The organism is Haloferax sp. Atlit-48N (assembly GCF_003383015.2).
GTDB classification, from domain to species: domain Archaea; phylum Halobacteriota; class Halobacteria; order Halobacteriales; family Haloferacaceae; genus Haloferax; species Haloferax volcanii.
This window is the reverse complement of sequence record NZ_CP137689.1, coordinates 2,026,993-2,047,197: the sequence shown is the minus strand read 5'-3', so window position 1 is coordinate 2,047,197 and position 20,205 is coordinate 2,026,993. Positions and strand designations below refer to the sequence as shown.

Below are 20,205 nucleotides of genomic sequence, written 5' to 3'. Positions count from 1 at the left end.
GCGGCACCGGCGAAACCGCCCCGTAACGAAACGTTCAGGCCCCTACCGGGCGCACCATCGCTGTGACACGGTATCGAAACGTCGGTCTGTTCGTCGTCCTCGCCGCCGTCTGGGGGTCCGCGTTCATGGCGATCAAAGCCGGGCTGGAGTTCTTCCCGCCGGTGCTGTTCGCGGCGCTCCGGTACGACGTGGCGGGGGTCGTGATGCTCGCCTACGCGCTGTACGCCACCGACTCGCCGCTCCCGCGCGGCAGAGCCGAGTGGACCGAAGTCGCCATCGGCGCGGTGTTCCTTATCGCCGCGTACCACGCGCTCCTGTTTATCGGCGAGACCGACCCCACCGTGACGAGCGCCGCCGCCGCCGTCATCGTGAGCCTCAGTCCGGTGCTCACGACCGGATTCGCGCGACTCCTGCTTCCGAGCGAGCGACTCACCCCCCTCGGCGTCGTCGGCCTCCTCCTCGGACTCGTCGGCGTCGCGGTCCTCTCGGAACTCGACCCGAGCAACCTCCTCGCCGGCGGTACGGTCGCGAAACTCCTCATCTTCGGCGCGGCCGCGGCCTTCGCCCTCGGCTCCGTCCTGACACGTCGGGTCGACTCGGAGCTGCCTATCGAGACGATGGAGGCGTGGTCGATGCTCCTCGGCGCGGGTCTGATGCACGTTGCGTCCGTCGGCCTCGGCGAGCGCCCCGGGGCGGTCGTCCTTAACGTCCAGTCGGTCGCGGCGCTCGCGTATCTCTCACTCGCGGCGAGCGCGCTCGGCTTCCTCATCTACTTCGACCTGCTCGCCCGCCTCGGTCCCATCGAAATCAACCTCGTCTCGTACGTCGCCCCCGTCTTCGCGGCGCTCTCCGGCTGGGCGTTCCTGAGCGAGGTTCCGACACCGTCCACGGTCGGCGGGTTCGCCCTCATCTTCCTCGGGTTCGTCCTCCTGAAGCGCGGGGCGATTCGGCGCGAACTCCGCTATCGATTCGGTGACGGTGCCCGCGCGACCGACTGAGTGGGCGCGCGGCTACGCGTCCGTCGCGTCCGTCGCGTCAACCCGCTCGACCGTCTCCACTTCTCCGATCATCGTCCAGCCGTCTTCGCCGGGACGCTGTCGACCGACGACGACCGCGTCGTTGTGCTCCGTCGTCGCGAACCGATAGACTGCGTCGTCGCCGTCGAGTCCGCCTTCGGCCTGAAAGTCGGTCTGGAAGAACTCCGCGCTCTCCAGCGTGAACGTGCCGTCTATCTCCTCGCCGACGACGAGGCGCATAGCGTTCGGGTGGATGTTGTACATGCGCTTTGCGACGCGATTGAGGTCGGGCATACCCCGACAGTTGCGCCCGCGGGCTAAATCCCTGCGGGAGCGACGCCGACCGAACCATCCGTCGGACCGCGGGCGACGTGTCGGGCTCCCGACCGTATCGAGCGCCGCGTTCGAACCGGAGAAAACCCGCGGAAATTCAGGGTTCGACGACCGTTCAAGAACGCGTGACTATTCCGTGAATAAAAGAGTTAGGCGAGGTTATGAAGTATTAGGCGGCCGCTCGTCTATCGATGAAACTTCACATTTACCGGATAGTCGTGGGTAAACGAGTATGAAACGAGTCGAATTCTCGCACCTAATTATGACCCCTCCGCTCCATGTTGTAGTCGTAGGTGCCCCCCAACCAATGTCGAACTCCCCATCCACGGTCCCCCGTGAACGCCTCTCCCAACTCCGCGAGGTCGTAACGGAAGAACGGCCGCTCCGCCTCGGCTTCGAACTCGTCGCCGCACCGCTTCGGTTCGTCGGCTTCTGGGCCGCAGTCGCCCTCCCGTTCCTGTATCTTCCCTTGCTGTTCGGCGGCCTCGAAGCCAGCGAGTTCACCGTCTTCGGAGCGCTTCTCGCAGTCAACGCGCTCGCGCTCGTCATCGGCCACAACTACGCCCGTTCGTAGACGCGGTCGTACACCGGCGCGGGTCGTGGTTTACGACAACGAACTGCGTTTTCCCTCCATCTCCGCGGCCGTCCTCTCGTTTCCCGTCTCTCGGGCTCTGTGCGGCCATCCGGCCACTGCCGGATGTCCCTCACGTTCGACCATCGGGAACCGAGTCGCTTTACCGCGGTCCGGTCTTCGGAGTCAGTATGTCGCTTTCGATGGTTCCACTGGGACGGACCGGAACGACGGTCTCCGAGCTCGCGTTCGGGACGTGGCGGTTCGGTCGGCAGAACGACGACGGCGCGGTCGAGGTCGGACGCGACCGCGCCCACGAGCTGCTCGACGCCTACGCCGCCGCCGGCGGGAACTTCATCGACACCGCCGATATGTACGGCGACGGTGCCAGCGAGACGTACATCGGCGAGTGGCTGGCCGAGCGCGACCGCGAGGAGTTCGTCGTCGCGTCCAAGGTTTTCTGGCCCACCCGCGAGGACGCCAACGGCCGCGGGCTCAACCGGAAGCATCTCCGCCGCCAGATAGACCGCATTCTCGACCGGCTCGGCACCGACTACGTCGACCTGCTGTACATCCATCGGTGGGACGACGAGACGCCAGTCGAGGAGTTCATGCGGACGCTCGACGGGTTCGTCCGCGACGGGAAGGTGAACTACCTCGGCACCTCGACGCTCGAACCCAACGCCTGGAAGGTCGTCAAGGCGAACGAACTCGCCGACAAGCGCGGCTACGAGCCGTTCAAAGTCGCCCAGCCGCGGTACAACGCCGTCAACCGCGAGATAGAGGGGAACTACCTCGATATGTGCGCCGACTACGACATCGGCATCGTCCCGTGGTCGCCGCTGGCCGGCGGCTTCCTCACGGGCAAGTACGCCCGCGACGAGCGCCCGCCCGCGGACTCCCGAGCGGCGAACGACCAGCGATTCGCCGACTCGTATCTCACGCCGGCGAACTTCGACGCGCTCGAACAGGTCGAGGAGGTCGCCGAGGCGGTCGGCGCGTCGCCCGCGCAGGTCAGCCTCGCGTGGCTCATGCATCACCCGCAGGTCACCGCGCCGATTGTCGGCGCGCGAACGGTCGACCAGCTCGGCGAGAACGTCGTGGCCGCGGACATCGACCTCACGCCCGACCAGTTCGAACGCATCTCGGTCGCCAAGCGTCACTTGTCCGCGTAACAGCTTCGGAAGCGGCCCCGAACCGTCAGGTGTAGGTGTCGTCGGCGGGTATCGACGCGTATGACCGACGACGCGTTCGACGCCGACGCCTACGTCTCCGAGCTCCGGGCGAAGCGCGAGGAGAAAGACGACTTCTTCGGGTCGCACCCGCAGTCACCGATTCCGCCGGAGGAACGGGACGACTTCGACGGCCTCGACTACTTCGACCCCGACCCCGACTACCGCGTGACCGCGTCGGTCGAGACGCACGCCGACCCCGAACCGGTGACGATGGACACCTCGACCGACGGCGAGGTCCGGTATCTCCGCGTCGCCACGTTCCACTTCGAACTCCGCGACACCGACCTCACCCTCGGCGCGTACCGTCAGGAACACGACGACTCGCCGACGCTGTTCGTCCCCTTCCGCGACAAGACGACGGGACAGCAGACCTACAACGGCGGTCGGTACATGGAACTCACGCCCGACGCGCCCCTCGACGAGTTGGAGGAGGTCGTCGTCGACTTCAACCTCGCGTACAACCCGTTTTGCGCGTTCACCGAGACCTTCGAATGTCCGCTTCCGCCGGAGGAGAACTGGCTCGACGTGGTCGTTCCTGCTGGCGAACGGGACTACGAGTAACCCGGCGAATCAAAAGCGCAAGTTCCATATCGGACGCTTCCGGAGAGACCGACATGGGACTGCTCAGTTCGAAGAAAGCCGTCATCGGGATGGTGCTGATGATCGTCGGGACGCTCGCTATGCTGCCGGGAATGCTGCCGAACTCCGCGCAGGTGATGTCCTACGCACTCGTCGTCGGTGCCGGCGCGCTCACCCTCGGAACGTGGATGGTCGGCACGTCCGAGGACGGCCGCCCGGTCTGAGACCGGCGCGTTCCCCGTTGTAACGGCGAAGAATCGGCTGTTCTCGCGACGACGTAGTTTGTCCGTCTGATCGGGTGTCAGCGACGCGGCCGGACGCGCGCCGCAGGAGTCGAATCAGCCGCGGCTCGGTGGGTCGGCCAGTCGGAAGAAAACGATGCCGCGAAGGCTGTGTCGCGTTCAGGCGTCGGGGCCGGACCAGCTCTGGAGGGTGGCGGAGTTACTGCCACTCTCGGAGGTCCAGATGACTCGAACAGTCGCGGTCGAGAGGTCGTCGGCGTTCTGCTCGACAACCGTCGCTTGGCTCCCGGCGGTAATCTCCGAATCCGAGGTTATCGATTCCCAGGTCTCGGTCGTCCCGCTCGCCCCTGCGAGTTGACCCGCGGAGTCGTTCAGGGCAACCGAGGAGGTGATGTTGACCTGCGCGGCGTCGATTGACGTCCCGCTCTCGTGGGTGACCGTGAGGGCGGTGCCGTTGTAGTCGAAGCCGAAGCTCGCCTGCGGAGCAGTGTCGCCGACCTGGTCCCCGAGGCCGAGGACGAACGTCCCGATGACGGCCGCGAGGATGACGGTAATCGCGACCATGAGGATGACGCCGATGACCGGCGACACCGCGTCGTCTTCCGCGAGGAGGTGTTTGAAATTCATCTATCCGTTGTAGGTCCACTGCTGGAGCGTAGAGGACGTACTGCCACTCTGCGAGTTCCAGACGACGCGAACGGTGTCGCCGTCAGCGAATCCACCAGACTTGTTTGCAATGGCGGACCCTCCTGCTGTGATCGGGTCGGAACCACCGAGATCGGTCCAGTTACTACCGGAGTCGTCGAAATCACCAGTCACTGTCACCTGATTTGCGGCAATCTGTTCGCCACTCTCGTGGGTGATGGTCAGATTTCCTTCTCCGTTGTAATCGAAGCTAAAGCTCGCCTGCGGCGACGTTTCGCTGACTTGGTCCCCGAGGCCGAGGACGAACGTCCCGATGACGGCCGCGAGAATCACTGTAATCGCCACCATCAGGATAACCCCGATGACGGGACTGACTGCACGGTCTTCCGTGAAGAGATGTTTGAGTTGCATGCGTTATGTCCGACACCCGGACGGTATCGCTCGCCGAAGACGCCGGTGGCGCGGTCGTCGCTGCGCGACCAGCATCCCTGCCCGGCACCCGTCGCGGTGTGTCCACCCGACTCGTATCCCCGGGATAACTTAAATCTACGTACCAGATTAATGGTCAATTTCGCCCTCGAATTCGGGCATTAATATAGTGTTTATATTGTGTTTAAGTCCCTAACCACTCCCTTCGAGAGAGAATTTTAAAGAACGTCTGACACGTTCTCGGAGGTTTCTTTTCTATCCCGTGTTCGTCGCCGTGCTTACCGGTCGGTCACGACCCCGGCTGTCCCCGTTCACGACCGCGTCGAACACGGCGACGAGAGACGAGATAGTATGAACTCGCGGAGCGGAGACACAAAAGAAAAACGCGGAACGAACGTGACGAGACCGCGACTGCGACGGGGTACTACCTCGCGTTCAGCACTCGGACCAGCCGCAGTTCTGGCAGGTCTTACAGCCTTCGGAGTAGTAGAGGTCCATCTCGCCGCACTCGGGACACTCGGGGCTCTCGCCCGCCGCGAGCAGGTCCGCGACGGCGTCGTTGTCGGACCCGTCGTCGACGGCGACGCCGCCGTCGGTGTCCGCGTTGGCGTCCTCGGCCGCGGCGGCCTCGGCTTCGACCTCGGTCAGGTTCTGCTGTTGCGGGTAGCCCTTGTCGATGTCGCCGTCGAGATACCGCCGCATCGCGGTCCCGATGGCGTCCGGGATGGAGTTAATCTGCTCTCCTTTGTCCCAGGCGACCTTCGGGCTCCGGATACCCTTGAGTTCGTTCGCAATCTCCTCGGGGTCGACGCCCGAGCGGAGCGACGTCGAGACGGTCTTGGCGAGCGCCTCGGTGAAGGAGGCGGTGAAGCCGCCGGAGTTGCCGATGTTGGCGAACAGCTCGAACGGCTCGCCGTGTTCGTCCTCGTTGATGTTGACGTAGAGCTTCCCGTAGCCGGTGTCGATGCGCTGGGTGACGCCGTACAGCACGTCCGGACGGGGGCGCTTCTTGCCCACGTCGCTCGGGGAGTCGGCGAAGGCGAGTTCGAGTTCGCTGCCGATGAGGTCCGAGACCTCCTCGGAGTCGAGGAACGCCTCCACGTCGCCGAACACGTCGCGAATCTGCGAGACGATGGCCTCGGCGGCCTCCTCGTCGTCGGAGAACTCGGTGTTCTTCGCGCGCGTGGTGAGCACCTGCTTCGAGCGGGTGCCGTCGCGGTAGACGGTGACGCCCTTGCCGCCGTGGTCGTAGATGTAGCGGTAGACCTCGTCCATGTCCTCTTTCGAGGCGCTGTTCGGGAAGTTACAGGTCTTCGAGATGGCGGAGTCGACGCCGCTCTGGAGGGCGCACTGGACGCCCGCGTGCTCGATACCCGCGAGGTCCGAGGTCACGACGAACAGTTCGGAGATGGCGTCCGGAACCGTCGACAGCGAGGAGAGGCCGTCGAACTGGTTGCTCGCCATCTGCTCTTGTGCCTCCTCCTTTACGGCCTCGACGTCGATGTCGTTGGCCTCCAGCACGCGGAGGAAGTAGTCGTCGAACTCGACGAGCATCTCGTCGCCCTGCACGTCGTCGGAGACGTTCTTGTAGTAGGCGACGTTGTAGATGGGCTCACAGCCGCCGGTGGTGTTCGACACCATCGACGTGGTGCCCGTCGGGGCGATGGTCGTCGTGTTGTGGTTGCGGATGGGGTAGCCGTCTTCCCAGTCGTCAGCGGACTCGCCGGTGTGGTGTTCGAACCACTCGCGGTACTCGGTCGGGTTCGCGTACTTCGAGTCCTCCCACGCTTCGAACGGGCCGCGTTCTTCGGCGAGTTCGTGGGACGCCCGCTTGGACCCGTGGTTGATGTGGGTCATGAGCTGCTGGGCGATTTCGTTGCCCTCGTCGGAGCCGTAGCGGACGCCGAGCTGGATGTACAGCTGAGCGAGACCCATGATGCCGAGCCCGATTTTGCGGAGTTCGCGGACCTTCTCCTCGATTTTCTCGACCGGGAAGTCCGACATCGTGACGACGTTTTCGAGGAAGCGCGTGCCGCTTTCGATGCGGTGGTTGAACTCCTCCCAGTCGACGGCGTCTTCGAGGAACGCCTCCGTCGCGGCCTCCAGCGAGTCGTACTCGTCGCCGTGGGCGTCGTACCAGACGCGCCAGTCGGGCGAATCCTCCGCGACGAGCGTCGAGAGGTTGATGTGACCGAGGTTACACGCCTCGTACTCCTCCAGCGGCTGTTCGCCGCAGGGGTTGGTGGCGAGAATCTGGTGGTCGGGGTGTTTCTCGACGTCGAAGGAGTGCTCCTTGTTCGCGCGTTCGAGGTAGACGACGCCGGGTTCGCCGTTCTCCCACGCGCCCTCGATAATCTGGTCCCAGAGTTCCTTCGCGGGGACCGAAAGCACCTCGCCGACCTCGACGTACTCGCCGAGACCGAACATGTCGTAGATCTCTTTCGTCTGGGGCGTGGCGACGTGCGGCTCTTCGGTGCGGGGGTTCGTGAAGACGAACTCCTCGTCGTTGTACAGCGCCTCCATGAAGCCGTCGGTGATGCCGACGGAGATGTTGAAGTTCGAGAGGTGGCCCTCGACGGCGTTGCGGAGGTGCTTGGGGACGCGGCCGTCCTCGTCGATGAGTTCGCGCGCCTCGTCGAGCGCGTCGACGAACTTGGTGTGGGTGAAGTCGTCGGGGTCGTTCAGGCGGAGCGTGTGCGCGAGCGACACGTCCTTGTTCTTCGCGTGGAGGAACTGGATGACGTCGGGGTGGCTGACGCGCATGACGCCCATCTGCGCGCCGCGGCGCGCGCCGCCCTGCGCGATGGTCTCGCACATCTGGTCGAACGTCCGCATGAACGTGATGGGGCCGGAGGCGATGCCGCCGGTCGAGCCGACCGCGTCGCCGTAGGGGCGGAGCTTCCAGAAGGCGTAGCCCATGCCGCCGCCGGACTGGAACACCTCGGCGGCCTCCTTGGCCGTCTGGTGGATGTCCGTGATGTCGTCGGCGGGTGAGTCGACGAAACAGGCCGAGAGCTGCTGGAGTTCGTCGCCGGCGTTCATGAGCGTCGGCGAGTTCGGCATGAAGGAGAGCTGTTCCATCAGCTCCTCGAACGTCTCGCGCTTCTCGACGACGACCTCGCGTACCTCCTCGGGGAGTTCGGGGACGAGGGTGTCGTAGGCGAACTTGTTGACGTTGTAGACCGAAAGCGTCGTCTCGGCCTCGTCGTCGTCGGCCGTGACGCCCTTGCCGAAGACCTCCGCGGCGAGTTCGTCGCGGCGCGGGTGATCCGGCTTGATGAGGTCGGGCGTGACCGTGAGTTCGATGTCGCGTTTTTCGGCCTCGAAGACGGCTTCCGCGAGCGCGATGTTCTTCGCGACGCGGGGGAACAGGTCCTCCTGCGTCTCGACGAGGTCGCCGTCGGCGTCCTTGCGGAGGTAGCGGGCGGGGAGAATGTTGTTGTAGGCGTTGCCCGTCATCCGCGCTTCGAGGGTCTCGCCTTCGGTCCGCTTGACCGGCAGCACGAGTTCGTCCGTCGAGAGGTTCGCGTCGCTCATCTTACTGTCCCTCCCGCCCGAGCCGCGTTCGAGCGAGGTCGCGTCGATAGTGTCCGGAAATTCCGCTCATTGGTGACGATATTGGTGTGTGTTGCGTGGTTGGTTAAGGGCTTCGAACTCGGAGGTTCGACCGCCGAACGTATCATAATTAGTTCAATTACGACGACGGCCGACGACCGGGTCCGAACTGCACGGATTCATACGACGGACGGAAACCACATAACCGTAGGTAGAGCGGAGTGGAAGTGAAATTGTGACGCAAAAATCGCAAGACTTGGCGGTGATATCCAGTAGAACGTGAGGGGGGAGCCAGGGCGTCTGAACCCGTCACATGGTGAACTGTCTCGCATCACCGGAGAGGATATAAAGGAATCCCGGACAGTCGACAGCCACACAACTATCAGAATTCGTATGTTCGAATTTCGCAGTCGCTCAGGGGTGCCGAAATCGGTCGTTTCGGCGGGAAAACCACACCGGAACCGCGCGACGAGACCGCCCACAAGCTTATCCGCTCTACGGGTGTCATATCGGGGTATGGTACTGACTCCCCTCGCGCTCACCCCGTTACAGCTCGGCGGCCTGCTGTCCGGGCCGCTCGGTCAGATGCTCGTGGTGCTCGCGGCCGTCGCCGTCGTCATCCTCGTCGGCCGGCTGTTCCTCAAAATCGCGTGGCGACTGGTCACTATCGCCGCCATCGTCGTGGGCGCGCTGCTGTTGCTCTCGTTTTTCGGCATCAACGTCCTGTAACTGCGGGAGAACAGGCTCCGGTCCGCGACCACGCGAAAGCCGCGAAGGCCGCGGTCGCGGCCGAACCGACGTGGCTGACGCGCCTTCGTCTCAGGCCACGTCGAAGCCGGCGACCGCCGTGAGGAAGTTTCTGACGACGCCGTGTCCCGACCCCGTGAGCACGCTCTCGGGGTGGAACTGGACGCACTCGATGGGGTAGTCGCGGTGGCGGACGCCCATCACCAGCGCCTCGCCGTCGTGGTCGGTCGTCGCCGAGACGTCGAAGCAGTCGGGGACGTCCGTGGCGACGAGCGAGTGGTAGCGCCCGGCCGGGAAGCCGTCTTCGAGGCCGGCGAAGACGCCCGCGCCGTCGTGGTCGACGGGGAACGCCTTCCCGTGAATCGGCTCCGGCGCGTGGCCGATGGTGCCGCCGTAGGCGTACACCGCGGCTTCGAGGCCGAGACAGACGCCGAGGGTCGGAATCTCGGTCGACAGCTCCGTGAGCACGTCGTTCGTCACGCCCACGTCGCGGTCGTTTTTCGGGTGGCCCGGCCCCGGCGAGATGACGATGGCGTCGGGGTCGAGGTCGCGTATCTCGTCGAGCGACGCGGTGTTCTTGCGCACCTCGATGTCGAGCGGTTCGCCCTCGACGGTCTGCTCGGAGAAGTACTCCACGAGGTTGTACGTGAACGAATCGAAGTTGTCGACGACGACGAGCCGAATCATTGCGACGCCTCCTCGGTCCCGTACTCGATGCGGCGGACGGCGTCGAGCACCCCGCCCATCTTCTGTTCCGTCTCCTCGTACTCCGCGGTCGGGTCGGAGTCTGCGACGATGCCGGCACCCGCGCGGACGGTGATGGCGTCGTCCGCGCCGCCGGAGTCGACCGTCGCGGTTCGGATGACGATTGCCACGTCGGCGTCGCCGGTCCACGAGTAGTAGCCGACGCCGCCGCCGTAGACGCCACGGGGCTCGGCTTCGAGGTCGTCGATAATCTCCATCGCGCGGACCTTCGGCGCGCCGGTGAGCGTCCCCGCGGGGAACGTCGCTCGCGTGGCGTCGAAAGCGTCCGAATCGGGGTCGAGCGTCCCCGAGACGGTCGATTCGATGTGCTGGACGTGGCTGTACTTGATGATGCTCATGAAGTCCTCGACGCGGACGCTCCCGGGCGTCGAGACCCGGCGCACGTCGTTGCGGCCGAGGTCGACGAGCATCGTGTGCTCGGCGCGCTCTTTCGCGTCCGCGAGGAGTTCGCCGGCGAGGCGGCGGTCCTCGACCGGGCCGGACCCGCGCTGGCACGTCCCCGCGATGGGGTTGACGACGACGCGGTCGCCCCTGACGGAGACGAGCGTTTCGGGGCTCGCGCCGACGACGCGCCGGTCGCCGTGCCGGAGCAGGTACATGTACGGCGAGGGGTTCACCTCGCGCAGCGAGGCGTACAGGCCGACGGGGTCGACCTGCCCGCGGAGTTTCCGGGTACGCGAGATGACGCCCTGATAGATGTCGCCGTCGCGGACGTGTTCTTTCGTCTGCCTGACCGCGGCCTCGTACTCCTCGCGGGAGCCGGCGTCCTCGCCGGTCCGCTCGAAGCCGCCGGGGGCGGGGTCGTCCGCCGCGCGGAGCTTTTCCGCGACGCGCTCGGCCTCGGCGACGACGCTGTCGTACACCTCGCCGGGGTCGTCGTCGGGCGAGACGACGGGGGTACAGACGAGGCGGACGGCGTCCTCGCGGTGGTCGAACGAGAGGGTCCGGGTCGTGAGGACGAACTCGGCGTCCGGGTCGTCCGTGTCGGGGCGCTCGCGGCCGACCTCGTCGAGCCAGAGGTCGTAGACGGCCTCGTAGGCGAGGAAGCCGACCAGCCCGCCGGTGAGCGTCTGGCGGTCCGTCTCGGGGAAGTTGACGCGCGGGAGGTCGGGGAGCGCGCCGCGCAGGGAGTCGAGCACGTCGCCGTCGCCCGCGCCGACGAACTCCGCGGCGGGGCCGCCGAGGTCGGTCACGTCGACGCCGTCGGGACCGACCGTCACGACCGCTTCGGGGTCGTAGCCGACGAACGAGAAGCGCGCGTGGGAGTCGGCGGCCGTCGCGGGCGCGGAGAACGCGCCCTGCGGGTTGCTCGAGGAGACCTTCTCGGCGCTCTCCAAGAGGAAGCCGTAGTCGCTGCGGTCCGCGAGCGTCGTGTACGCGGCCAGCGGGTCCACGGACACGTCGAGGTCGGCCACGAGGTGGGTCACGACCGGTCCGTCCGCGTCGCCGGCGAGGGAGACGAACTCCTCGCGGTCGGTGTCGGGGGCCGTCACGCGACGACCTCCTCGTGGTCGTCGACCGCTCCGCGAGCCGTCTTCGCCGCGGCGACGAACGCGCGGACCGCGTCGTGGTCCTTGACCCCGCCGGAGGCCTCGACGCCGCTCGCGACGTCGACGCCGTAAGGTTCGACGGTTCGAACCGCCTCGACGACGTTGTCTGGCGTCAGGCCGCCCGCGAGAATTACGGGCGCGTCGACCGCCGCGACGAGGTCGCGCGAGGCGTCCCAATCGTGGGTCTCGCCGGTGCCGCCCGCGCCCGAGTCGGAGGGCGTGTCGACGAGGATAGCGTCGACGACGGGCGCGAGGTCGCGTGCACGGGCGAGGTCGGTCGCGTCGACGACCGGGACGACGCCGACGCCCGTCGCGCGGAGCGAGTCGAGGTCGTCGGCCGCGAAGTCGCCGTGGAGTTGGAGCACGTCCGGGCCGACCTCGCGGGCGAGGTCGCGGGCGTGGTCGACGGAGTCGGGCATCGTCACGAGAGTGGTCGTGAGGAACGGCGGCGCGGCGGCGAACAGTTCGCGGGCGCGCTCGCGGGGAATCTCGCGGGGCGTGTCCACGGGCACGTCGCAGATGGCACCGACCGCGTCGGCACCGGCCGCGTCGACGGCGGCGAGGTCGGTTTCGTCGGTGACGCCGCACACTTTGACGCGGGTCATCTCACGCCTCCCGGAGCGCGTCGAGTTTGGCTTTCGCGGCACCGGAGTCGATGGCGTCGCGGGCGACTTCGACGCCCCCCTCCAGCGAGTCCGCGAGGCCGGCGACGTAGATTGCCGCGCCGGCGTTGGCGAGGATGAGGTCGCGCTTCGGCCCGGTCACGTCGCCGGTGAGGATGCCTTCGAGGTCGTCGGCGTTCTCCTGCGGCGTGCCGCCGGCGACCGCCTCGATGGGGGCCCGTTCGAGGCCGAGGTCGGCGGGCGTGAGGGTGTACTCGGTGATTTCGTCGCCGTCGATTTCGGCGACCGTAGTCGCGTCGTGGAGCGCGATTTCGTCCATGCCGGAGCCGTGGACGACGAGGGCGCGCTCGACGGGCATGTGCGACAGCGACTCGGCGATGACGGGGACGAGGTCGGCGTCGTAGACGCCGAGGACCTGCGCGTCGGCCCCGGCGGGGTTCGTCAACGGGCCGAGGACGTTGAAGACCGTCCGCATGCCGAGTTCCTTCCGCGGGCCGATGACGGCCTTCATCGCGGGATGGAACACGGGTGCGAGCATGAAGCCGACGCCGTTGTCCTCGATGCACGCCTCGACGGACTCGGGCTCGGCCTCGACGTTCACGCCGGCGACCTCCAGCACGTCGGCGCTCCCAGAAGACGAAGAGACGGAGTAGTTGCCGTGCTTGGCCACCGCCGCGCCCGCGCCGGCCGCGACGAGCGCGCTCGTGGTCGAGACGTTGATGGTGTTGTAGTCGTCGCCGCCGGTGCCGCAGGTGTCGACGAGCGGGCCGCGGTCGGGCTCGATGGTCAGGGCGGCGTCGCGCATCCCCTGCGCGAACCCCGCGATTTCGGCCTCGGTCTCGCCTTTCGCCCGGAGCGCGGCGAGGAGCGCGCCGATTTGCGCCTCGGTCGCGTCCTCGAAGACCGCCCGCGCGGCGTCGCGCGCCTCCTCGACAGTCAGGTCCGCACCGCCGGTCACACGTTCGATATAATCCTGCATTGGTAATCACCGATGTACTTCTTCGGGTTACGATGTACAAATTCGTACATCGGCTTAAGCGTGTCGGGCTGGCGAAAATCGCCGGCATCGGCCGGTCGGCGCGCGGGTCGAATCGACCGCCTCGGACGGCGGGACCGCGCTGTGACCCGAATCGCCGCACGTAGTCCGATTCGAAAGCTTAAATTGTAACCCCGGACAACGGAGAGATGCGTCCGAACGGACGCGGGAAGCACCGTAACCGGGTTGGTGGTCTAGTCTGGTTATGACACCTCCTTGACATGGAGGAGGCCGGCAGTTCAAATCTGCCCCAACCCACTCCTCTTCCCGCGTTTCGACGTTCGACGATGTTCGCAACACACCGGGTTGGTGGTCTAGTCTGGTTATGACACCTCCTTGACATGGAGGAGGCCGGCAGTTCAAATCTGCCCCAACCCACTTCTCTCCGACGCCACGGCCGCGAGAGACCTCTGTGTCTCTCGCGTCGGCGTCGTGTACGTGGTTCCGGGCAGATTTGAACCAGCGAGCGAACGCAGTGAGCGAGTGTGGTTCACGCGAGCGAAGCGAGCGTGTCACCCGACACAGCACACCACAGCATCCAATCGAACAGACGGCCTCCCGCACCACCAACCACTATGCCGCCCGCCCGCGAACCCCGCCCATGGCCCTCCTGCAAATTCCCGGCGGCCCCGAACTCGTTATCTTGGCGCTGTTGCTCCTCATCCCGCTCGCGCTCGTCTATCTGGGCTACAAGCTCGTCCAGTCGCTCCGGGCGTTCGAGGAGGGCAGAGAGGAACAGTCACAGCGGTAGTCACGACGGCACGTCGGGTCGGGCGTCGTCGCTTCGACTCTCGGCGGCTCCCGCCGGCGACGCCGACCGCTGTCGCCGGTGGTGCAGACGCGCCAGTTGGAGCGTCACCGCGTAGCCGACGACGGCGAGGACGGCGGCGAGAATCGTGTTGCCGACGAGCTGTCGGAGGAGGATATCGAGGCCGGAACTGAGCGACACGTCTGCGACCGAGGCTCCCGAAACCGGCCCGAGCAGATGCGAGCCGAGCCAGAAGCTCGCGCCGTAGACCGCCCACTTGACGGGCGGGTTGAACACGACGAGCGTGGCGACGAGCGCGAGTCGGCTCGCCCGCTCGACGAAGTAGCCGATGAGGGCGAACAGCGCGAGGGCGGTCCCTGCGGTCGGCATGGCCACGAAGAAGACGCCGAACGCGAAGCTGGCGGCCACCTCGTGAGGTGTGTGGTCCGCCGCGAACGCTCGTTCGAGGCCGGACCTGACGCGGGGACGAATCGACGCGAGACGGTCGTACACTCGACGTGACTAGATGCGAGACGGCGTTATCAACGCTTCGCCGGGGATGGGTAGTAATAGCGGTTGCCGTGGGACGACCGGCGACCGGCGACCGGATACCGGCGGGCGACGGGCGGCGGTCAGCGGAATCGGCGGTCCGACTCCCACTTGTCCTTGAGTTCTATCATCTGGCCGACGCCGCGGGCCACGTCCGAGAGGTGGAAGGCGATGTCCGTGGCGGTCACGATGCCGACCATCTCCGAGCCGTCGACGACGACGAGCTTTTTCACCCTGTTTTCGCGCATCTGCTCGGCGGCCACGCGCGTCGTGGAGTCCGGCCGAATCCACTTGATGGGACTCGACATGACCGCGCGGGTCGGGACCGCAGAAAGCGGCTTCCCGCTCGCCACGCCGGCGCGGAGCGCGTCCGATTCGGTGACGATGCCCGCCGGACCGCCGTCGGCCATCACGACGACGCTCCCCGCGCCCTCGCGGAGCATGGTCTGCGCGCAGTCCGCGACGCTCGACCCCAGTTCGACGGTCGCCACCTCCTCGGTCATGATGTCGTCGACGCGCATCTCAGTCGTCCGCGGGCGAGGGTTCTCGGTCGGGGTTCGACTCGGGTGCGGGACGACCCCGGTCCGCGTCGGTGGCCGCCTCCGCGTCCGCCTCGTCGCCGAGCACGTCGTCGACGGTCGCGGCCACGTCGCCGCCGTCGTCGACCTCGAACGCGTCGAGGAGGTCGTCGAGGTGACTCACGTGCGACGAGAGTTCGCGCACGTCCCCGTTGACGTCGACGAGCGCGGCGCTCTGTTCTTGGGCGGTCGCGGAGACGTTCTCGGCCTCCGCGGCGGTTTCCTCGGAGATGCCCGCGATTTCGTCGGTCATCGAGAGCACCTCTTGGGAGGAGTCGGCCTGACTGCCCGTGGCGTCGGAAATCTCGTGGACGCTCGCGGTCGTCTCCTCGACGCGCTCGACGATGCCGTCGAAGGAGGACAGCGCCTCGTCGACCGAGGTTGCGCTCTCTTCGACCTGCGCCTGCATGCGCTCGATGCGGGAGACGACGGCGTCGCGCTGGGCCTCGATTTCGGTGACGAGCGACTCGATGTCGCCCGCCGAGGATTTCGTCTCCTGTGCGAGCTGTTTGACCTCGTTGGAGACGACGGCGAACCCCTCGCCGGCCTCGCCGGCGCGGGCGGCCTCGATGTTCGCGTTGAGCGCGAGGATGTCGGTCTGTTCCGCGATGTCGGTGATGACCTCGACGATTTCCTCGATTTGGGCGAGGCGGTCGTCGAGTTCGCGGACCTCGCTGACGGTCGCCTCCGTCTCGGCGCGCACGGCGTCGATGTCGTCGAGGGCGTCGGTGGCGGCGGTCTGACCGTCGAGCGAGCGGGCCTCGGCCTCCTCGGTGAGTCGGACGAGTTCGTCGGCCGACGAGGCAATCTGCTGGATGGACGCCGAGAGGTCGTTTATCTCGTCGGCGGCGGCGACGAGACTGTCGGTCTGCTCGCTCGCGCCCTCGGAAATCTGCTGGACCGACGCCGACACCTCCTCGCTCGCGGCGGACACGTCGTCGGCGCGGTCGGCCACGCGGTCCGCGAGCGTCGCCACGTCCTCGCCGAAGGTCTTGACCGTGCCGACGGTCTGTTCGATATCGTCCATCATCTCGTTGTACGCGGCGGCGACGGTCGCCATGTCGCGGCTCTCGGAGTCGGTCGGGAGGCGGACGCGCAGGTCGCCGTCGGCCGCGCGGGTCATCGCCTCGCTGTAAGCGCGAGCGTCGGCGCGCTGGTCGCGGAGGTCGTCCCGGAGGTTGTCGATGCCGCGGACGACCTGTCCGAACTCGTCGGTGCGGTCGGTTTCGAGTGCCACGTCGAGGTCGCCGTCGCGGAGCGCGGAGACGGTCGACGCGAGGTCGACGAGCGGGCGCGCGGTGTTCCCGCGGATGATGAGCGCGAAGACGACGAATCCGAGGACCGAGAGTGCGAGCAGCGTCGCAATCCCGAGACCGACGCTTCGGGAGAGCGCGAAGACGCTGCTCGCGGGGGCGTGCAGGAGGAGCACGCCGCCGGAGACGGAGACGTGCGCGACGACGTGCGGCGAGGAGACGAAGCCCTTGACGGGGGCGAGGCGGGTGACGCCCGTCTCGCCGGCGAAGGCGGCGTCGAGTTCGGACGCCTCGGCGGCGGGATAGGCGACGTTCGACCGGCCGCCGCCCCCGTCGTAGAGGACGTTCCCGTCGGTCGTCACGAGTTGGGTGAAGCCGCCGTCGATGTGGTTCCCGTCGAGCGCGGCCCCGAGCGAGGACGCCTCGGCGACGAGGACGATTGCGCGGGGTTCGATGGACGGGAGCGGCGCGACGAAGCCCATGTAGGCGACGCCGTCTTCGACGTAGACGGTCGTTCGTTCGACGCCGTCGTCCGAGAGGTCGGCGCTCGCGGGGAGCGGAAGCGACCCGTCTTCGAACAGCGTCGTCCCGACCGCGCCCTCCTCGGACGAGCCGATGACCGCCGTCGTCTCGGTGTTGACGAAGTGGAGCGCGGCCACGTCCGCGGGCATGTCCTCTTTCGCGGCCGTCAGCGTCGCCGAGGAGCGCCCGTCGAGGGTGCTGCCGGCGGAGGGGTCGTCGGCGACGATGCCCACGAGACGTTCGCGCTCGTCGAACCAGGTGTTCACCTGCAAGGCCTCGCGTTCGGCCTCGGTGAGCAGGTCGGCGCGGGCGTCCGCGTCTATCGTGGACGCCGTCTGTTGATACTGGACGATTCCGACGCCGGCGACGAGGACTGAAACGAGCAGCATCGCGGCGACGAGTCGCCGCGTGTAGCTCTCCGTAATCGCATCAGGAAGCCGTGATTCGACCTCCAAAACGAGATTCTCGGCCATTACCGTACCGACCCGAATGCGATGTATAAATCCGCGCGTCAGAGTATCAAACGAGATAATAGGCCGTCGCGGCGACGGTCGAAAAGCCACCGACGAGCGCAGAACACGGGCCGGGTGGGCCAGACCGCCCCGAACCAAGCGTCAGCCATACGCCTGTTGGGCGCTAACAACCTACATGGAAACCGAGTTCCGCCTGCTCGTGGCGGGCTTCTGCATCGTCGCGCCGTCGCTGCTGTTCGTCGGCTTCGTCAGACTGCTCGACGCCATGCGCGAGGACGCCCTCGTCGAGCGCGTCCTCGACAGGGTCGACGAGGGCGACGGGCCGACCGGGACGGCGCTCGACCCGACGGCGTTCCTGCGGTCCGCAGGGGAGCGGTCGCGTCGGCGGACGGCGGTCTGCCGGGAGTGCGGCGCGCCGACCGCGACCGACGGCGAGCGCTGTGGGCCGTGCGGGGCTGGGTTGCGATAGCGCAAAAAAGACGACAAAACCGAAAGCCGCTTCGGGCGAAGTTAGAGGAAGTCTTCGATGTGGTCGGCGACCTCGTTGGGAGTGTCACCGACGGGGACGCCCGCGTCGTTGAGGGCGGAAATCTTGGACTCAGCGGTGCCCGTGCCCGACCCGGAGACGATAGCGCCGGCGTGACCCATGCGCTTGCCCGGCGGTGCCGTGCGGCCGGCGATGAAGCCGGCGACGGGCGTGTCCATGTTCTCCGCGATGTACTTCGCGGCCTGCTCTTCGTCTTCGCCGCCGATTTCGCCGCACATGACGACGGCGTGCGTGTCGGGGTCGTTCTCGAACGCTTCGAGAGCGTCGACGAACGACGTGCCGATGATGGGGTCGCCGCCGATGCCGATGGCGGTGGTCTGGCCGATGCCGCGCTCGGTCAGGTTCGAGACGACTTGGTAGGTGAGCGTGCCGGAGCGAGAGACGAGGCCGACGTTACCCTCCTCGAAGATGTTGCCGGGGAGGATGCCGAGTTTGGCCTCGCCGGGCGTGATGATGCCCGGACAGTTGGGGCCGATGAGGCGCGTGTCGGTCTCAGACAGGCGCTTGTTGACCTTGGCCATGTCCTGCGTCGGGACGCCCTCGGTGATGGCGACGACGAGGTCGAGGTCCGTGTCGAGCGCCTCGAAGATGGCGTCGCCGGCGAACGCCGGCGGGACGAACACGACCGAGGCGTTGGCGTCTTCCTCGTCGACCGCCTCTTCGACGGTGTCGTAGACGGGGATGCCGTCGACGTCCTGCCCGCCCTTTCCGGGGGAGGTCCCGGCGACGACGTTCGTACCGTATTCGACCATCTGCCGGGTGTGGAACTTGCCTTCGCCACCCGTGATACCCTGTACAACCACTCGCGTGTCGTCGTCGACGAAAATGCTCATTGGGACACCTCCTGTGCGTTCTCGACGGCACGCTGGACGGCGTCCTCCAGCGTCCCTTCGACCTGTACGAGGTCCGTGTTCAGAATCTCCATCCCCTCCTCGGCGTTCGTGCCCGCGAGGCGGACGACGACCGGCTTGGGAATCTCGTCGAAGCTCTCCAGCGCCTCGTTGATACCCTTGGCGACCTCGTCGCCGCGGGTGATGCCGCCGAAGATGTTGAACACGACGGAGTCGACGTTCTCGTCGGAGAACACCATGTCCAGCGCGTTCGCCACGCGCTCGGCCTTCGCGCCGCCGCCGATGTCGAGGAAGTTGGCGGGTTCGCCGCCGAAGTAGTCCACGAGGTCGAGCGTCGTCATGACGAGCCCGGCACCGTTGCCGATGATGCCGACGTTACCCGACAGGCGGACGTAGTCGAAGCCGTACTCGCCGGCCTTGGCTTCGAGGTCGTTCTCGTAGGCGTCCTCTTCCATCGCCGCGAGGTCGTCGTGGCGGAACAGGGCGTCGTCGTCGATGTTCATGACGGCGTCCGCGGCGACGATGTCGCGGTCGGACGTGATCATGACGGGGTTGATTTCGATGTCCGAGGCGTCGTTCGACTCGTAGAGGTCGTACAGCGTCGTGAGGAACGAGGCCACGTCGAAGGCCACGTCGCGGGGGATGCCCGCCTCGAAGACGACCTTGCGGGCCTGATAGGGGTGCAGGCCGAACGCGGGGTCGATGTGTTCGCGGGCGATTGCGTCCGGGTTCTCCTCTGCGACTTCCTCGATGTTGACGCCACCCTCCGTCGAGACCATCGCGACGGGCTTGCCCTCGCTTCGGTCCATCGTGACGCCGACGTACAGTTCGTTCTCGAAGTCGACGCCGGCCTCGACGAGCACTCGGTCGACCGTGTAGCCCTTGAGGTCCATCCCGAGGATGTCCTCTGCGGCCTGTCGCGCCTCGTCCTCGTCCGTGGCGATTTTGATGCCACCGGCCTTGCCACGCCCACCGACGTGTACCTGCGCCTTGATGGCGGCGGGGTATCCGATCTCCTCGACCGCCTCCATGACCTCCTCTACCGACGACGCGAGACGGGACTCTGGCACCGGAATCCCAGCCTCTGCGAAGATGTCCTTCGCCTGGTATTCGTGAAGCTTCATTACCATGCGTGGGAGGGAAAGGCACGCGCTTAAATCCCATTCATCTACGTTCAGGGTCGACGGTGTCAGACTCTCCTCATAGCTCACTCGTTTTGCATATATGCGGTCTATGAGGTCTGAGTAGCACACGTAGAGGCAGATGAACTCGACGCTCTGGATAGGAAAACACTTTTGGATATATGCAACCCTCTATGGTACACAGAGATGAACCCAGATACGCTGGATCTAATCAGC

The 20,205-nt window shown here is 66.4% G+C and carries 21 protein-coding genes and 2 tRNA genes; 10 read left to right on the top strand and 13 right to left on the bottom strand.

What is annotated here, in order from left to right:
* Positions 1 to 62: 62 nt before the first annotated feature.
* Complete coding sequence (locus tag DEQ67_RS11065; RefSeq protein ID WP_115860845.1) at positions 63 to 998, top strand: DMT family transporter; 936 nt, start codon at positions 63 to 65, stop codon at positions 996 to 998.
* 12 nt (positions 999 to 1,010) lie between these two features.
* Here the strand turns inward: DEQ67_RS11065 and DEQ67_RS11060 are convergent, their stop codons facing one another.
* Positions 1,011 to 1,310 carry a hypothetical protein gene (locus tag DEQ67_RS11060; protein WP_004042347.1) on the bottom strand — a complete coding sequence of 100 codons (300 nt, stop codon included), beginning with the start codon at positions 1,308 to 1,310 and terminating at the stop codon, positions 1,011 to 1,013.
* A 346-nt stretch (positions 1,311 to 1,656) separates the two neighbouring features.
* Between DEQ67_RS11060 and DEQ67_RS11055 the strand changes: the two genes are divergently transcribed.
* The 4 genes from DEQ67_RS11055 to DEQ67_RS11040 all read left to right on the top strand — a co-directional run bounded on the left by DEQ67_RS11055 (position 1,657) and on the right by DEQ67_RS11040 (position 3,958).
* Complete coding sequence (locus DEQ67_RS11055) at positions 1,657 to 1,923, top strand: hypothetical protein (protein WP_004062531.1); 267 nt, start codon at positions 1,657 to 1,659, stop codon at positions 1,921 to 1,923.
* Between the two features lie 188 nt (positions 1,924 to 2,111).
* The gene (locus DEQ67_RS11050) at positions 2,112 to 3,095 is read left to right on the top strand and encodes an aldo/keto reductase (protein ID WP_004062530.1); all 984 of its coding nucleotides are present in this window, start codon (positions 2,112 to 2,114) and stop codon (positions 3,093 to 3,095) included.
* Positions 3,096 to 3,155: 60 nt separating this feature from the next.
* The gene (locus DEQ67_RS11045) at positions 3,156 to 3,716 is read left to right on the top strand and encodes a DUF1684 domain-containing protein (RefSeq protein WP_115802935.1); all 561 of its coding nucleotides are present in this window, start codon (positions 3,156 to 3,158) and stop codon (positions 3,714 to 3,716) included.
* A gap of 53 nt (positions 3,717 to 3,769) precedes the next feature.
* Entirely contained in the window at positions 3,770 to 3,958 is a 189-nt protein-coding gene (locus DEQ67_RS11040) for a hypothetical protein (RefSeq protein WP_004042355.1), read from the top strand.
* A gap of 177 nt (positions 3,959 to 4,135) precedes the next feature.
* Here DEQ67_RS11040 and DEQ67_RS11035 read toward each other — a convergent pair whose 3' ends face one another.
* The 3 genes from DEQ67_RS11035 to DEQ67_RS11025 all read right to left on the bottom strand — a co-directional run bounded on the left by DEQ67_RS11035 (position 4,136) and on the right by DEQ67_RS11025 (position 8,587).
* Positions 4,136 to 4,603 carry a type IV pilin gene (locus DEQ67_RS11035; RefSeq protein ID WP_115802934.1) on the bottom strand — a complete coding sequence of 156 codons (468 nt, stop codon included), beginning with the start codon at positions 4,601 to 4,603 and terminating at the stop codon, positions 4,136 to 4,138.
* On the bottom strand, positions 4,604 to 5,032 hold the full coding sequence (locus DEQ67_RS11030; RefSeq protein ID WP_115802933.1) for a type IV pilin: 429 nt from the start codon (positions 5,030 to 5,032) through the stop codon (positions 4,604 to 4,606).
* A gap of 453 nt (positions 5,033 to 5,485) precedes the next feature.
* Positions 5,486 to 8,587 carry an adenosylcobalamin-dependent ribonucleoside-diphosphate reductase gene (locus tag DEQ67_RS11025; RefSeq protein WP_004062527.1) on the bottom strand — a complete coding sequence of 1,034 codons (3,102 nt, stop codon included), beginning with the start codon at positions 8,585 to 8,587 and terminating at the stop codon, positions 5,486 to 5,488.
* Positions 8,588 to 9,121: 534 nt separating this feature from the next.
* On the opposite strand from DEQ67_RS11025, the gene DEQ67_RS11020 reads away from it, so the two are divergent.
* Positions 9,122 to 9,334, top strand: coding sequence for a hypothetical protein (locus DEQ67_RS11020; protein ID WP_004042362.1), 213 nt, complete (start codon positions 9,122 to 9,124; stop codon positions 9,332 to 9,334).
* 90 nt (positions 9,335 to 9,424) lie between these two features.
* Here the strand turns inward: DEQ67_RS11020 and trpG are convergent, their stop codons facing one another.
* The 4 genes from trpG to trpD are packed head-to-tail and all read right to left on the bottom strand — an operon-like array spanning position 9,425 to position 13,269.
* Positions 9,425 to 10,039, bottom strand: a complete 615-nt coding sequence (trpG, locus tag DEQ67_RS11015; protein WP_004042365.1) for an anthranilate synthase component II — start codon at positions 10,037 to 10,039, stop codon at positions 9,425 to 9,427.
* A complete protein-coding gene (gene trpE, locus DEQ67_RS11010) occupies positions 10,036 to 11,610 on the bottom strand; it encodes an anthranilate synthase component I (RefSeq protein WP_115891475.1) in 1,575 nt (524 codons plus the stop codon). The genes trpG and trpE overlap by 4 nt, the downstream gene beginning before the upstream one ends.
* A complete protein-coding gene (trpF, locus tag DEQ67_RS11005) occupies positions 11,607 to 12,272 on the bottom strand; it encodes a phosphoribosylanthranilate isomerase (protein ID WP_004042369.1) in 666 nt (221 codons plus the stop codon). Before trpF ends, trpE begins: the two co-directional genes overlap by 4 nt.
* A gap of 1 nt (position 12,273) precedes the next feature.
* The gene (gene trpD / locus DEQ67_RS11000; protein WP_115802929.1) at positions 12,274 to 13,269 is read right to left on the bottom strand and encodes an anthranilate phosphoribosyltransferase; all 996 of its coding nucleotides are present in this window, start codon (positions 13,267 to 13,269) and stop codon (positions 12,274 to 12,276) included.
* A gap of 240 nt (positions 13,270 to 13,509) precedes the next feature.
* Here trpD and DEQ67_RS10995 point away from each other — a divergent pair.
* The 3 genes from DEQ67_RS10995 (at position 13,510) to DEQ67_RS10985 (ending at position 14,077) form a co-directional block, all read left to right on the top strand.
* Positions 13,510 to 13,584, top strand: a tRNA-Val gene (locus DEQ67_RS10995).
* A gap of 45 nt (positions 13,585 to 13,629) precedes the next feature.
* Positions 13,630 to 13,704 (top strand) — tRNA-Val (locus tag DEQ67_RS10990).
* A 223-nt stretch (positions 13,705 to 13,927) separates the two neighbouring features.
* The gene (locus DEQ67_RS10985; RefSeq protein WP_004042373.1) at positions 13,928 to 14,077 is read left to right on the top strand and encodes a hypothetical protein; all 150 of its coding nucleotides are present in this window, start codon (positions 13,928 to 13,930) and stop codon (positions 14,075 to 14,077) included.
* Here the strand turns inward: DEQ67_RS10985 and DEQ67_RS10980 are convergent, their stop codons facing one another.
* From DEQ67_RS10980 to DEQ67_RS10970, 3 genes are all read right to left on the bottom strand, one after another.
* Positions 14,078 to 14,587, bottom strand: a complete 510-nt coding sequence (locus tag DEQ67_RS10980; protein WP_115802928.1) for a DUF2062 domain-containing protein — start codon at positions 14,585 to 14,587, stop codon at positions 14,078 to 14,080. It abuts the gene before it with no gap.
* Positions 14,588 to 14,706: 119 nt separating this feature from the next.
* On the bottom strand, positions 14,707 to 15,144 hold the full coding sequence (locus DEQ67_RS10975) for a CBS domain-containing protein (protein ID WP_115802927.1): 438 nt from the start codon (positions 15,142 to 15,144) through the stop codon (positions 14,707 to 14,709).
* A 1-nt stretch (position 15,145) separates the two neighbouring features.
* Positions 15,146 to 17,449: a methyl-accepting chemotaxis protein gene (locus DEQ67_RS10970; RefSeq protein ID WP_115891476.1), complete on the bottom strand. Its 2,304-nt coding sequence runs from the start codon at positions 17,447 to 17,449 to the stop codon at positions 15,146 to 15,148.
* 175 nt (positions 17,450 to 17,624) lie between these two features.
* Between DEQ67_RS10970 and DEQ67_RS10965 the strand changes: the two genes are divergently transcribed.
* Entirely contained in the window at positions 17,625 to 17,918 is a 294-nt protein-coding gene (locus DEQ67_RS10965; RefSeq protein WP_115860839.1) for a zinc ribbon domain-containing protein, read from the top strand.
* Between the two features lie 41 nt (positions 17,919 to 17,959).
* Here the strand turns inward: DEQ67_RS10965 and sucD are convergent, their stop codons facing one another.
* Positions 17,960 to 18,829, bottom strand: coding sequence for a succinate--CoA ligase subunit alpha (gene sucD, locus DEQ67_RS10960; protein ID WP_004062518.1), 870 nt, complete (start codon positions 18,827 to 18,829; stop codon positions 17,960 to 17,962).
* Entirely contained in the window at positions 18,826 to 19,971 is a 1,146-nt protein-coding gene (gene sucC / locus DEQ67_RS10955; protein ID WP_004042383.1) for an ADP-forming succinate--CoA ligase subunit beta, read from the bottom strand. The genes sucD and sucC overlap by 4 nt, the downstream gene beginning before the upstream one ends.
* Positions 19,972 to 20,205 lie beyond the last annotated feature (234 nt).